General features: G+C 62.8%; 12 protein-coding genes. 3 read left to right on the plus strand and 9 right to left on the minus strand.

Annotation, left to right across the window (positions count from 1 at the left end):
* Nucleotides 1-59: 59 nt before the first annotated feature.
* Together PHO31112_RS03375 and PHO31112_RS03380 are read right to left on the minus strand one after the other, a co-directional pair.
* Nucleotides 60-1,568, minus strand: a complete 1,509-nt coding sequence (locus PHO31112_RS03375) for an NAD-dependent succinate-semialdehyde dehydrogenase (RefSeq protein WP_150619168.1) — start codon at nt 1,566-1,568, stop codon at nt 60-62.
* Nucleotides 1,569-1,809: 241 nt separating this feature from the next.
* Nucleotides 1,810-3,360: a UbiD family decarboxylase gene (locus PHO31112_RS03380; protein WP_150619169.1), complete on the minus strand. Its 1,551-nt coding sequence runs from the start codon at nt 3,358-3,360 to the stop codon at nt 1,810-1,812.
* A 569-nt stretch (nt 3,361-3,929) separates the two neighbouring features.
* Between PHO31112_RS03380 and PHO31112_RS03385 the strand changes: the two genes are divergently transcribed.
* A complete protein-coding gene (locus PHO31112_RS03385) occupies nt 3,930-4,985 on the plus strand; it encodes a lytic transglycosylase domain-containing protein (RefSeq protein WP_150619170.1) in 1,056 nt (351 codons plus the stop codon).
* A 193-nt stretch (nt 4,986-5,178) separates the two neighbouring features.
* Here PHO31112_RS03385 and PHO31112_RS03390 read toward each other — a convergent pair whose 3' ends face one another.
* The 4 genes from PHO31112_RS03390 to ribBA all read right to left on the minus strand — a co-directional run bounded on the left by PHO31112_RS03390 (nt 5,179) and on the right by ribBA (nt 8,763).
* Nucleotides 5,179-6,384 carry a pyridoxal phosphate-dependent aminotransferase gene (locus tag PHO31112_RS03390; RefSeq protein ID WP_150619171.1) on the minus strand — a complete coding sequence of 402 codons (1,206 nt, stop codon included), beginning with the start codon at nt 6,382-6,384 and terminating at the stop codon, nt 5,179-5,181.
* Between the two features lie 161 nt (nt 6,385-6,545).
* A complete protein-coding gene (gene nusB / locus PHO31112_RS03395) occupies nt 6,546-6,998 on the minus strand; it encodes a transcription antitermination factor NusB (protein WP_039375864.1) in 453 nt (150 codons plus the stop codon).
* Complete coding sequence (gene ribH / locus PHO31112_RS03400) at nt 6,998-7,513, minus strand: 6,7-dimethyl-8-ribityllumazine synthase (RefSeq protein ID WP_010804440.1); 516 nt, start codon at nt 7,511-7,513, stop codon at nt 6,998-7,000. The genes nusB and ribH overlap by 1 nt, the downstream gene beginning before the upstream one ends.
* A gap of 128 nt (nt 7,514-7,641) precedes the next feature.
* Nucleotides 7,642-8,763: a bifunctional 3,4-dihydroxy-2-butanone-4-phosphate synthase/GTP cyclohydrolase II gene (ribBA, locus tag PHO31112_RS03405; RefSeq protein ID WP_150619172.1), complete on the minus strand. Its 1,122-nt coding sequence runs from the start codon at nt 8,761-8,763 to the stop codon at nt 7,642-7,644.
* Between the two features lie 241 nt (nt 8,764-9,004).
* On the opposite strand from ribBA, the gene PHO31112_RS03410 reads away from it, so the two are divergent.
* Both PHO31112_RS03410 and PHO31112_RS03415 read left to right on the plus strand, forming a co-directional pair.
* Entirely contained in the window at nt 9,005-9,337 is a 333-nt protein-coding gene (locus tag PHO31112_RS03410) for an ArsR/SmtB family transcription factor (RefSeq protein WP_150619173.1), read from the plus strand.
* 2 nt (nt 9,338-9,339) lie between these two features.
* Nucleotides 9,340-9,837: an SRPBCC family protein gene (locus PHO31112_RS03415; protein ID WP_150619174.1), complete on the plus strand. Its 498-nt coding sequence runs from the start codon at nt 9,340-9,342 to the stop codon at nt 9,835-9,837.
* A 124-nt stretch (nt 9,838-9,961) separates the two neighbouring features.
* Here PHO31112_RS03415 and PHO31112_RS03420 read toward each other — a convergent pair whose 3' ends face one another.
* From PHO31112_RS03420 to PHO31112_RS03430, 3 genes are read right to left on the minus strand one after another with little or no spacing between them, the layout of a single operon-like run.
* Complete coding sequence (locus tag PHO31112_RS03420) at nt 9,962-10,663, minus strand: ABC transporter ATP-binding protein (protein WP_010804436.1); 702 nt, start codon at nt 10,661-10,663, stop codon at nt 9,962-9,964.
* On the minus strand, nt 10,663-11,430 hold the full coding sequence (gene livG / locus PHO31112_RS03425; RefSeq protein ID WP_010804435.1) for a high-affinity branched-chain amino acid ABC transporter ATP-binding protein LivG: 768 nt from the start codon (nt 11,428-11,430) through the stop codon (nt 10,663-10,665). Before livG ends, PHO31112_RS03420 begins: the two co-directional genes overlap by 1 nt.
* Complete coding sequence (locus PHO31112_RS03430) at nt 11,427-12,701, minus strand: high-affinity branched-chain amino acid ABC transporter permease LivM (protein WP_150619175.1); 1,275 nt, start codon at nt 12,699-12,701, stop codon at nt 11,427-11,429. The genes livG and PHO31112_RS03430 overlap by 4 nt, the downstream gene beginning before the upstream one ends.
* Nucleotides 12,702-12,708 lie beyond the last annotated feature (7 nt).

A 12,708-nucleotide genomic window follows, 5' to 3' on the forward strand; every position in this document is an offset into this window, starting at 1 on the left:
GGCGCGGATCTCGGAGTGGGAATGTGCCTATTACAAATTATTAAAGGGTCAGATAGAAATCACATTCCGGCAAAGCAGAGATACTTCATTTCAAGGTACTCGTCGATGCCGTATCTGGACCCTTCTCGACCCAGGCCTGACTGCTTGACCCCGCCGAAGGGGGCCACTTCGTTCGAGATCAGGCCGGTGTTGATGCCGACCATGCCGGCTTCGATGCCTTCGGCAACGCGCCAGACGCGTCCGACGTCACGGGCGAAGAAATATGACGCGAGGCCGAAGTCGGTGGCGTTGGCCAGACGAATACCGTCTGCTTCGTCCTTGAAGCGGAAGACCGGCGCCAACGGACCGAACGTTTCCTCCTGCGCGACGAGCATGTCGGCGCTGGCATCGGCGACGACGGTCGGCTCGAAGAAGCGGCCATGCAGCACCTTGCCGCCGACCGTGACGCGGCCGCCCTTGGCGAGGGCGTCTTCGACGTGGCGCTTGACCTTCGCGACAGCGGCGTCTTCGATGAGCGGGCCGATCGCGACGCCCGGCTCGAAGCCGTTGCCCACGCGCAGCTTGCTCGCGGCGGCGCTGAGTTTTTCGACGAACGTGTCGTAGATGCCGTCTTGCGCGTAGATGCGGTTCGCGCATACGCATGTCTGCCCGGCATTGCGGAATTTGGACGCGATGCAGCCTTCAACGGCGGCGTCCACGTCGGCATCGTCGAAGACGAGGAACGGCGCGAGGCCGCCCAGTTCGAGTGCCACTTTCTTGATCGTCGGCGCGCATTGCGCCATGAGCTTCGCGCCGACCGGTGTCGATCCGGTGAAGGACAGGTGACGCACGCGCGGGCTCGACGTGAGCACGTTACCCACATCCGACGAGTTTTTCGACGTCACGACATTGAAGACGCCCTTGGGTAACCCGGCGCGGCGAGCGAGTTCGGCGAGCGCCAGGGCAGAGAGTGGGGTGAGGCGAGCGGGTTTGACCACGATCGTGCAGCCTGCCGCAATTGCCGGGGCAATCTTGCGTGTAATCATCGCGATGGGGAAGTTCCAGGGCGTGATTGACGCGCATACCCCGATGGGCTGCTTGAGTACCAGCAGGCGCTTGCCGTTTTCAGGGGAACAGAGCACGTCGCCGTCGATGCGTTTGGCCTCTTCGGCGAACCACTCGATGAACGACGCTCCGTAGGCGACTTCGCCTTTGGCTTCGGCCAGTGGCTTGCCTTGCTCGGCGGTCATGATGGCGCCGAGGTCGTCCTGCGCCTGCATGATGAGGTCGAACCAGTGACGCATGATGCGGGCGCGCTCTTTGCCAGTCTTGCTGCGCCACTCGGGCAGCGCGATTTCGGCGGCGACCAGGGCGCGCTCGGTCTCCTTGACGCCCAGATCGGCGACCTGAGCGATCTGCGCGCCGGTGGCCGGGTCGTTGACGACAAAGGTCGCGTGGGAATCGGCGGGCGTCCAGTCGCCGTCAATATAGGCGTCGGACTTGAGCAGGTCGGGATCTTTCAGACGGGCCAGCGCCGGATGGACGCTGGTCCGTGTGCGCGAATGCGCGGATTGGCGGGGGGATGACACGATCAGTTCTCCTCTCGATGACCGGGCAGCGCTGTCGGGCGGGGGCGCGCCGCTCGGGGGGCGGAAACGGATACGGCTTGTCGGGGTGTCGAGTGTCGGGTGTCAGCTTACTCCAATGCCGTGCGCCGTTTGTGACGCGTGAGCATCGGATAGGGGGATGCGGTGTCGAAGGGCGCTGCGCGCGCGATGCCGGCAGCCCGATGGCCGCCGGCGTATCGCGATCCGGCTCGCGTGGCCGGTCTTACAGGCCGAGATCCTTATACAGAGCCGCCATGCGAGCCTCGACGTCGGCGGTCATTTCGATGGGACGCCCCCACTCGCGTGATGTCTCCCCGGGCCACTTGTTGGTCGCGTCGATGCCCATCTTGGAGCCCAGTCCTGCTTTGGGCGAGGCGAAGTCGAGATAGTCGATGGGCGTCTGGTCGACGAGTGTAGTGTCGCGGGTCGGATCGACACGCGTGGTGATCGCCCAGATGACTTCCTTCCAGTCGCGGATATCGACGTCCTCGTCCACCACGACGATGAACTTCGTATACATGAACTGGCGCAGAAAACTCCACACGCCGAACATCACACGCTTGGCATGCCCCGGATAGGCCTTCTTCATTTGCACGATGGCCATCCGATAACTGCAACCCTCCGGCGGCAGATAGAAATCGGTGATCTCGGGGAATTGCTTTTGCAGCAACGGGACGAACACTTCGTTGAGCGCCACGCCGAGCACGGCCGGCTCATCGGGCGGTTTGCCTGTGTACGTCGAGTGGTAGACGGCGTTGCGGCGCAGGGTGATGCGCTCGATCGTGAACACCGGGAACCACTCCTGCTCGTTGTAGTAGCCGGTGTGGTCGCCGTAAGGGCCTTCGAGCGCGTGGTCGTAACTTGCCGTCGCACCACGCGACGGCGGCGGCGGGGCGCCATCGGGTATGGCCCGCGCTTGCTCGGACGGATAAATGAAGCCCTCGAGCACGATCTCGGCGCGCGCGGGAACACGCAACGACTCCAGTCCCGGCGTCACGCACTTGGTCAACTCGGTACGGCTGCCGCGCAGCAGACCGGCAAACTGATACTCGGACAGCGTATCGGGTACGGGGGTCACGGCGCCAAGCATGGTGGCCGGATCGGCGCCGAGCGCGACGGCAATCGGGAACGGCTTGCCGGGGTTCGCCAGCGCGAACTCGCGGAAATCGAGCGCGCCGCCACGGTGGGCGAGCCAGCGCATGATGACCTGATTGCGGCTGATGACTTGCTGGCGGTAGATGCCCAGGTTCTGACGTTTGCGATGGGGGCCTTTGGTAATCACCAGGCCCCATGTGATGAGCGGGGCGGCGTCGCCAGGCCAGCAAGTCTGAATCGGCAGGCGCGCGAGGTCGACGCCATTGCCTTCCCATACGATCTCCTGACACACCGGGCTGCTGACTTCCTTGGGCGCCATGTCCCAAACCGCCTTGGCCATGCCGAGCAGCTTGCCCGCGTCCTTTAGTCCGCGGGGGGGCTCGGGTTCCTTGAGTGTCGAGAGAAGGCGGCCGATGTCGCGCAGCGAACCCAGGGCGTTTTCGCCATTGTCGATGCCCATGCTGAGCGCCACTCGTTCAGGGGTGCCAAATAAGTTGGCAAGCACCGGCATGTCGTAGCCTGTCGGCCGCTCAAACCACAGCGCAGGACCTGCCGCCTTGAGGACACGGTCGGCGAGTGCCGTCATCTCCAGCACCGGCGAAACCGGCACGTCCACGCGACGAAGCTGGCCGGATCGCTCCAGTTGCGCGGTGAAGTCACGAAGATCGAGATATTTCATGAAACAAACCGTTACCAAAAATTTTTACGAATTTCCTACGTCCGGTGTAAACGGTCGTTTGAATTCGAAGAATGTCAGGGTGGCACCCTTGTAAACGCAGGGTGAGGCAGGGCATTTTACCGGTCAAGGCTCCCGAACGTCACGGCAAAACAGTCGTTACAAATTACTTTTAGTAATGTTTTTTACTGATAATAGTATTGACGGTTTATATGTGGCTGCTACAATCCGCCCGTTGAATCCAGAAAGGCGGCTTCGATGACGGGTAGGCCAACCCGCTCGAGCTTAGCGACAACTACAACATCGACGTGGATTTTCAGTGGCTGGTTTTCTCACCGAGGTCGGGAAACCAGTGTTTTAGGAAGCAGCGCGAGCGATAGCTCGTCAGCGCCGGAGACCTGAACAGGTCGGCGCGCTGCGGCGGTAGCGGCATCGTCAATGACAAACGCGATGCACCGTCTCGTTCCATATGCCGTAGATGAGCAATTAACGGGATGCCTGGCGGGCATGCTGGCTCGTTTCCTTACGCCCCGGGGCCACCCCGTGGTGACGGCGTAACCGGAGTACGTAGTATGAAGAAGTCTGGTTTATCACCCTGGCTACTGGCCGCTGCCCGTGCGCTTGGCGCACGCGGTGCGGCAACGGTAGCCGCGGCTCGCCGCGATTGGCGTCGTCTTGCCTGGCACGGCGGTCGCGTTGGACTGTATACGTCCAGCGCGGTCGGTCTGGTTGCCGTGGTCGGCACGCTGGCGTTGTGGGCCCGACCGACGTGGCGCGCCGATCTGGCGTCGCGCGTGGGTCCGCTGCTTGAGGCAGCCACCGGTACGGCCAATGCGGCCAGCCAGGGCGCCAACGACAGCATGGTCGTTCAGGGCTCCCCGTCCGACTCGTCGTTGATGGCGCAAGCCGCACAACACGTGCCGTCGGCCGCTGTCCTCGCCGCTTATATTCCGAACCAGCGTGTGGCCGCCGATGCGCGTGCCCCCAAGGCGCTGGACACGCGTGAGCAGATCGCCGTGGCCGACTATCTGGCAAGACGCTATCGCGTGGCCGGTGACGTGACGGGCAATCTCGTGCGCGCCGCCTACTCGACGGGCAAGGAAGTCGGCCTCGATCCGCTGCTGCTGCTTGCGGTGATGGCGATCGAATCGGGCTTCAACCCGTATGCCGAGAGCACCGTCGGCGCGCAGGGCCTCATGCAGGTCATGTCGAAGGTGCATCAGGACAAGCTCGAATACTTCGGCGGTCCCGAGGCAGCACTGCATCCGCTCGCGAATATCAAGGTGGGTGCATTGATCCTGAAGGAATGCATTGCGCGCGGCGGTTCGCTTACCGGCGGTTTGCGCCTGTACGTTGGTTCGACCAGCGCAGGTGACGGGGGTTATGGCGCCAAGGTGATTGCTGAGCGCGATCGTCTGCGTGGTGTGACCATGGGCCACAAGGTCTTGCCGACTGCGCCGCAAGCGCCGGTGATCGTCAGTTCGGCCAAGCCGGCGGTGAAGCCGGTCTCGGCGGGCAAGTCGGGCGAATCGACCGAATCGGCACCTACGCCGGCCGCGTCGACGTCCACGGGCAAGGCCGCGGCGGCTGCCAAGCCACTCGAAGCGGACGACAGCACCGCTGCCTGATCGGCGGGTCGACCTCGGATGTGATGCGCCATGGCCGGCGCATCGCCGTCTGGAAAATCACCTTCGGCAAGTGCAATGCTTATCTATATAGAGAGGCGATGTCCAGCCAACAAAAAACCCATCGAATCGCTTCGATGGGTTTTTTGTTTTTCTGAGGGCAGGGCGCCGGAACGATGGGCATCCCTTCGCGTCATCAACCTGCGGCAAAGACCTTTTCGATCCGGTCCATCGCCTCGTGCAACTGCTCGAGCGACGTGGCATACGACAAACGGATGTATCTGTGTGGCTCGGCGAAACCGAAGTCCAGTCCCGGCACGAGCACGACGTTTGCCTGCTGAAGCAGCGACTGCGTGAGGCGGTCGCTGTCGGCGGCGTGTGGATGCGATACGCCGGTGCAGTCTGTGTAGACATAAAACGCACCGTCAGGCATCACGGGCACCTTGAAGCCAAGGCGTTCGAGCGCCGGTACGATGTAATCGCGGCGTTCGCGGAACGCTTCCTTGCGGGATTCGTAAATCGCCAGGGTTTCCGGAAGGAAGCAGGCCGTCGCGGCATGTTGCGCCACGGCAGACGGGCAGATGAACAGATTCTGCGCGAGCTTCTCGAACGTCGGCACCATCGACGGCGGCACGACCAGCCAGCCGAGGCGCCATCCCGTCATGTTGAAGTACTTCGAGAAGCTGCTCACGACCAGGACGTCGTCTCCGAAGGACAGCGCGGTGGTCGGCTTGCCATCGTAGGTGAGGCCCTGATAGATCTCGTCGACCAGCGTGAAGCCGCCGCACGCGCGTACGGTCTTCACGATGCGGGACAACGCTTCCGTCTCGATGGACGTGCCTGTCGGGTTCGACGGTGAGGCGAGCAGCACCCCCTTCGTTGCCGGCCCCCAATGCAATTCAATGTGCTCCGCCGTGAGCTGGAAGCGGTCTGCCGGGCCCGAGGGGATCAAGACCGGTTTGCCGTCAAACGTCGACACGAAATGGCGATTGCACGGATAGCAGGGGTCCGGCATCAGGACTTCATCGCCCACGCCAACGAGCGCTGCGCAGGCCAGCACCAGGGCAGCCGACGCACCGGCTGTCACGACAATGCGCGACGGATCGACGTCAACACCGTAGTAACTACGGTAATAAGCGGCGATGGCTTCGCGCAGGGCGGGGATGCCCATGGCGCCCGTGTACTGTGTCCGTCCATCGCGCATGGCCTTCGCCGCCGCCTCGATCACTGCGTCGGGCGCCGTGAAATCCGGCTCGCCGATGCCCATGTGAATCACACGATGTCCCGCCTTTTCCCGCAGCGCGGCTTGCTTGGCTAGCTCCATCACGTGGAACGGGGCGATGTTGTCGACGCGTTGCGCGAGTTTGAGCGAGGCTGGGGAGAGGTCGAGCGTGCGGTCCATGATGTCGGGGGGGAGACAGGAGCGAATGGGTAAGGGCAGGCGAGGTTGACGGGGCTGGCGGGGGAAGGCCGGGTGGGCACCTCGAGGCAGGTGACCACGCCTTCTGGCCTATCCGGCGGCAGGCCGCTTCGGGCCTTAGGCCCGAGACGCCTTGCCGAGCGTCAGGCGCTTTTGCCGCGACCGCCGTTGCGATTGGCGGCGACTTCATCCGGACGCACTTCTGCCGAGAACTTGTCGAGGACACCGTTCACGTAGCGGAAGCCTTCGACACCGCCGAAGGTCTTGGCCAGCTCGACGGCCTCGTTGATGACCACGCGGTACGGAATGTCCAGGTGGTGAATCAGTTCGTAGGCGCCAATGACGAGCACGGCATGCTCGACCGGCGACAATTCGGCCGCCGGGCGGTCCAGGTACGGCTGGAGTTGCTGCGACAAGGCGTCCGCTTCCCGGATGCTGCCGTGCAGCAGGGCATCCAGGTGAGCACGGTCAGCCTTGTCGTAGCCGGGGGTGGTGCGCAGATGCGCATCGATCTCACCCGCGTGGTCGCGCGAGAGCAGCCATTGATACAACCCTTGCAGCGCAAATTCGCGCGCGCGGCGGCGAGCACTCTTCATTACCGATCTTCCTCTTCTTCGTCTTCGTCTTCATCCGATCCGTCGTCGCCACTGAGCATGTCGATGGCTTCGAGCAGATTGGCCATTTCCACCGCCACGCGGGCAGCATCGCGGCCCTTTTCGGCGGCACGCACTTCGGCCTGTTCGTCGTTTTCGGTCGTGAGCACCGCGTTGGCGATGGGGATACCGAAATCGAGACCGATGCGCGTAATACCGGCACCGCTTTCGTTCGAGACGAGCTCAAAATGATACGTCTCGCCGCGGATCACCGCGCCGAGCGCGATGAGCGCGTCGAACTGGCCGCTCTCGGCCATCTTCTGCAATGCCAGTGGAATTTCCAGTGCGCCGGGCACCGTCACGAGCAGCACGTCTTCGCCGTCGACGCCAAGGCGATCGAGTTCAGCCACAGCGGCAGTGCGCAGCGCCGTGCAAACGGCGTCGTTGAATCGTGCTTGCACGATGCCCACGCGCAGGCCTTCACCGTCGAGTTCCGGCTGGTATTGTCCGATGTCCATCATGGGCTTCCTCTAAAAAAGTACCGTCCAGGCGGTGCAGCCAACGTTGTGCCGGCATGCCCGAGACGGGCAATGCTCGGCGAGATGATCCTCCGCCGTTTGCCGGCGGGGAATCGATACAGAAATACTCAGGCGGTGCCGGCGCCGGGCATCGGTTGGAAACCGGTGACCTCGAGGCCATAACCTGCCATGTTGGGGATCTTGCGCGGGCTCGAGAGCACGCGCATTTTACCGACGCCCAGCTCGCGCAGGATTTGCGCCCCCACGCCGTGGGTACGGAAGTCCACCGGGCGGCGCTTGGCGCGCGCGGCCTTCTCGGACTCGTCCAGCGCTTCGAATTGGTTGAACAGGTGATCCGGCGTTTCCACGCAATTGAGCAGCACGACCACGCCCTTGCCTGCCTCGGCAATGGCTTGCATGGCGCCTGCAAGCGTCCAGGAATGGGTCGATACGCCAGTTTCGAGCAAGTCGAGCACGGAAAGCGGTTCGTGGACGCGCACAAGTGTCTCGTCAGCCGGCGCGGGCGTACCGCGTACCAGCGCCAGATGCGGATTGCCGCTCGGCTTGTCCCGGTACAGGGTTGCCTGGAAGGTGCCCCAGGCCGTCTGCATTTCGCGCGTGGCGACCGTCTCGATCATCGATTCGGTGCGGCTGCGGTAGTGAATCAGATCGACGATCGTGCCGATCTTGATGTTGTGCTGCTCCGCGAACTCTAGCAACTGAGGCAGGCGCGCCATCGTGCCGTCGTCGTTCATGATCTCGCAGATCACGGCCGCGGGCGTGAGACCTGCCATTGCCGTCAGGTCGCAACCGGCTTCCGTATGACCCGCGCGCACCAGCACGCCGCCGGGCTGCGCCATGATCGGGAACACATGGCCCGGCTGCACGATATCTTCGGGACGCGCCTCGTGCGCGATGGCCGTCTTGACCGTATGTGCGCGATCCGCCGCCGAGATGCCGGTGGTAACACCCTCGGCTGCTTCGATCGACAGCGTGAATGCGGTGCCGTACTGCGTGCCGTTGCGGTACGTCATGAGCGGCAGGTTGAGCTGCTTGCAGCGCGCCTGCGTGAGGGTGAGGCAAATCAGCCCACGGCCGTACTTGGCCATAAAGTTGATGGCTTCGGGCGTTGCGAACTCGGCCGCCATGACCAGATCGCCCTCGTTTTCACGATCTTCCTCGTCAACGAGGACAACCATGCGGCCGGCCTTCAGCTCGGCAATAATTTCTTCTGTAGTGGCCAACGGCATAGCGGACAACGCGGGGGCTGAATTTGGAAAGGCTCTATTCTACGCCAAGCCGGTGCACGGCTGCGGCCGAATCTTGTGCCGTGCCCCCCGGAAAATCGGCCGACGCAGGCAATTTCGGTAACGTCCGAATCGGATCTCGGAAGAATCTCTTCAAGGAATCGACGGCCAGCTTCTCGTCGGTCGGAAAATTCCAGATATAAAGGTATTGACCTAAGTAAATGTCGCTATTATAGTTAGGCACATGACTAACCAATCTATCCCTCTCGACCGGATCTTTCAGGCGTTGTCCGACCCCACGCGACGCGCGGTCGTCGAGCGTCTGACGCTCGGCCCTGCCTCGGTGAGTGAACTGGCACGTCCATTTTCGATGGCATTGCCGTCGTTTTCGCAGCATTTGAATGTGCTGGAGGAGAGCGGTCTGGTCGTGTCCCGGAAAAGCGGGCGCGTGCGTACCTATGCGTTGGAAACTGAGACGCTGGCCGGTGCGCAGGATTGGCTCCAATTGCAGCGCGACAAGTGGACGCGCCGCCTCGACCAACTCGATAGTTATCTGCTACAGATGACGGAGACATGAATATGAGCCGTGCAAACCTTTTCTCGATCGACCCGAAGCTGGATCTGGTGCTCGAGCGTTACGTCGACGTGCCGTGCGAGCGTGTCTGGGCGGCGTGGACACAGCCCGAGCACATCAAGAAGTGGTTCACGCCCGCGCCGTGGCAGACTGTGGAATGCGAAATCGATCTGCGCCCGGGCGGATTGTTCCGCACGGTGATGCGCTCGCCCGAGGGGCAGCAGTTCCCCAATGACGGGTGCTATCTGGAGGTCGTCGAGAATTCGCGGCTGGTCTGGACGAATGCTGTTCTGCCGGGCTTTCGTCCGGCCCCTGCGCCCGTGAAGGAACACGGCGGCTTTCATTTTACTGCGGCCGTGTTGATGGAGGCGCAAGGTAAGGGCACGCGTTATACCGCGATTGCCATTCATGGTGACGAAGCCACGCGTGTGCAGCACGAGGCCATGGGCTTCCACGACGGCTGGGGCAAGGCGCTCGATCAGTTGGTCGACCTGATGAAGTGACGTGCGGGCGATGCGAGGTACGTGACATCCTCGCCGCCGCATGAAAAAAAGGGACGCGCCCGAAGGCGCGTCCCTTTTTGCTTTTGACATTCACCGTCGGCGACGCATGTCGCAGACCGCAACGTCACGCCCCGAGATACGCGCGCTTGATGTCGTCGTTCGCGAGCAGATTGGCGGCTGAATCGGCGAGCACGACGCGACCGGTTTCGAGCACATAGCCACGATCGGCCACGTGCAGTGCCTTGTTCGCGTTTTGCTCGACCAGAAACACCGTGACACCTTCTTCGCGGATCGCACGAATGATGTCGAAGATCTGCGCGATCACGAGCGGGGCCAGACCGAGCGTCGGCTCGTCGAGCAGCAGCAGGCGCGGACGGCTCATCAGCGCCCGCCCGATGGCCAGCATCTGCTGTTCGCCACCCGACATCGTGCCAGCGCGTTGCTTGCCGCGCTGTGCGAGTCTCGGAAACAACTTGAAGACGTGGTCCATGCCGGCCTCGATCTCGTTTTTGGACGCGAAGAAGCCGCCCATCTTCAGATTCTCGATTACGGTCAGGCTCGGAAACACCCGGCGTCCTTCCGGCGAAATCGCGAGCCCCATGCGCATGATTTCATGTGTGGGACACGCGGTGATGTCGTTGCCTTCGAACATCACCCGTCCGCTCGATGCGCGAGGGGTGCCGCACACCGTCATCATCAGCGTAGTCTTGCCTGCGCCGTTGCTGCCGATGAGCGTGACGATCTCGCCCTTCTTCACTTCGATCGACACGCCGCAGAGTGCTTCGACGGCCCCGTAGTGGGTATGGATCTTTTCCAGCTTCAGCATTATTCCTCCCCGAGGTAGGCCTTGATGACGCGCGGGTCGTTGCGCACCTCGTCGGGCTTGCCGGTCATGATCGGCTTGCCGTGTTCCATCACGAGAATCCGGTCCGAAACGCCCATCACCAGACTCATGTCGTGTTCGATGAGCAGCACCGAGATGCCGAATTCGTGACGCAGGTTGTCGACGAGTTGCTGCAACTCGACTTTCTCCTGCGGGTTCAGACCGGCGGCCGGTTCGTCGAGCATGAGCAGACGCGGCTCGGTAATCATGCAGCGTGCGATTTCGAGACGTCGCTGATGCCCGTAAGACAGCGTGCCTGCTTCGCGATTGGCAACGGCAGTCAGGCCCAGACGGTCGAGCCACCACTTGGCGCGCTCGAGCGCCGTGCGCTCGGCACGACGGAACGCCCCCGTCGAGAGCAACCCTTGCAGGAAGCCGCTGTGCACACGCATGTGCTGTGCGACGAGCAGGTTCTCCACGACCGTCAATTGACGGAACAGGCGGATGTTCTGGAATGTGCGGACCAGACCGCGCCGGGCCACCATGTGGCTCGGCAGACCCGTGATGTTGTCGCCGTCGAGCATGATCGAACCGCCCGTGGGGCGATAGAAACCGCCGACGCAATTGAAGACGGTTGTCTTGCCTGCGCCGTTCGGGCCGATGATCGCAAAGACTTCGTTCTTGCGGACGTCGAATTCGACGCCATCGACGGCGAGCAGACCGCCGAAGCGCATCTGCAGGCCGGAGAGTTTCAACAGTTCTGCGCTCATTGCGGCAACTCCACATGCGGGCGGGTGGCGGGCAACAGACCCTGCGGACGCCACATCATCATCAGCACCATCACCAGACCGAAAATCAGCATGCGGTATTCTGCAAAGTCGCGGGCGACTTCCGGCAGGATCGTGAGCAGGATGGCCGCGAGAATCACGCCGATCTGCGAGCCCATGCCGCCGAGCACCACCACGGCGAGGATGAGCGCCGATTCGATGAACGTGAACGATTCGGGCGTGACCAGTCCCTGACGCGCCGCAAAGAACGCCCCGGCGAGACCCGCAAACGACGCCCCCAGCGTGAACGCGGAGAGCTTGATGCGCGTTGGGTTCAGACCGAGCGAGCGGCACGCGATTTCATCTTCACGCAGGGCTTCCCACGCCCGGCCGATCGGCATGCGAATCAGGCGGCTCGTGACGAACAGCGTGAAGCCCACCAGTGCAAACGCGAGCAGGTACAAGAAGATCACCATGTGCGAGCCGCTGTAGGGCAGGCCGATCAACTCATGGAATGTCTTCGCGCCTTCGACACTCGATGAGCGCACCATTTCGAAGCCGAATACGCTGGGTTTCGGAATGCCCGACACGCCGTCCGGACCGCCGGTGAGGCTCGTCAGGTTGTTCAGCAGCAGACGGATGATTTCACCGAAGCCCAGCGTCACGATGGCGAGATAGTCGCCACGCAGACGCAGCACCGGGAAGCCGAGCAGAAAGCCGAACGTGGCCGACATGAGGGCGGCGAGCGGCAGGCATTCCCAGAAGGTCAGGCCGAAGTACTGGTTGAGTAGGGCATACGTATAGCCGCCGACCGCGTAGAAGCCGACGTAGCCCAGATCGAGCAGACCGGCGAAGCCGACAACGATGTTCAGGCCGAGGCCGAGCACGCAGTAGATGAGCGCAAGCGTGGCCACGTCCACCGCGCCGCGCGAGCCGACGAACGGCCACACGAGCCCGACGGCCAGCAGCACCCACATCGCAGTGAGTTGTTGACGACGCCCCATGGCAGGCATGGCCGGCAGCTTCACCGCACGCTTCGAGCGCAGCAGCAAGGGCTTGATCAACTGGAACACGAAGACGATGGCCGTGGCGATCCAGACCGGGCGCCAGTGCTGCTCGAGCACAACCTGATAGCCTTCGAGCTTCAGTTGCAGGCCCAGGATGGGGGCCGTGAGAACGATCGTCACGAGCGCGGCGATGACCGCACCCTTGAGCGTGTCGCCTGCCGGCGCGCGGTTGGCGGTGCCGGACTTGAGAGTGAGTTGTTGTGTCATGGTCGAC

Origin of the sequence: Pandoraea horticolens, from assembly GCF_902459555.1 — a bacterium.
Lineage (GTDB): Bacteria > Pseudomonadota > Gammaproteobacteria > Burkholderiales > Burkholderiaceae > Pandoraea > Pandoraea horticolens.

Coding starts and splice junctions, on each gene's coding strand:
- PHO31112_RS03380 (WP_150619169.1), bottom strand. CDS start 3,360: ATGAAATATCTCGATCTTCGTGACTTCACCGCGCAACTGGAGCGATCC.
- PHO31112_RS03385 (WP_150619170.1), top strand. CDS start 3,930: ATGAAGAAGTCTGGTTTATCACCCTGGCTACTGGCCGCTGCCCGTGCG.
- PHO31112_RS03390 (WP_150619171.1), bottom strand. CDS start 6,384: ATGGACCGCACGCTCGACCTCTCCCCAGCCTCGCTCAAACTCGCGCAA.
- nusB (WP_039375864.1), bottom strand. CDS start 6,998: ATGAAGAGTGCTCGCCGCCGCGCGCGCGAATTTGCGCTGCAAGGGTTG.
- ribH (WP_010804440.1), bottom strand. CDS start 7,513: ATGGACATCGGACAATACCAGCCGGAACTCGACGGTGAAGGCCTGCGC.
- ribBA (WP_150619172.1), bottom strand. CDS start 8,763: ATGCCGTTGGCCACTACAGAAGAAATTATTGCCGAGCTGAAGGCCGGC.
- PHO31112_RS03410 (WP_150619173.1), top strand. CDS start 9,005: ATGACTAACCAATCTATCCCTCTCGACCGGATCTTTCAGGCGTTGTCC.
- PHO31112_RS03415 (WP_150619174.1), top strand. CDS start 9,340: ATGAGCCGTGCAAACCTTTTCTCGATCGACCCGAAGCTGGATCTGGTG.
- PHO31112_RS03420 (WP_010804436.1), bottom strand. CDS start 10,663: ATGCTGAAGCTGGAAAAGATCCATACCCACTACGGGGCCGTCGAAGCA.
- livG (WP_010804435.1), bottom strand. CDS start 11,430: ATGAGCGCAGAACTGTTGAAACTCTCCGGCCTGCAGATGCGCTTCGGC.
- PHO31112_RS03430 (WP_150619175.1), bottom strand. CDS start 12,701: ATGACACAACAACTCACTCTCAAGTCCGGCACCGCCAACCGCGCGCCG.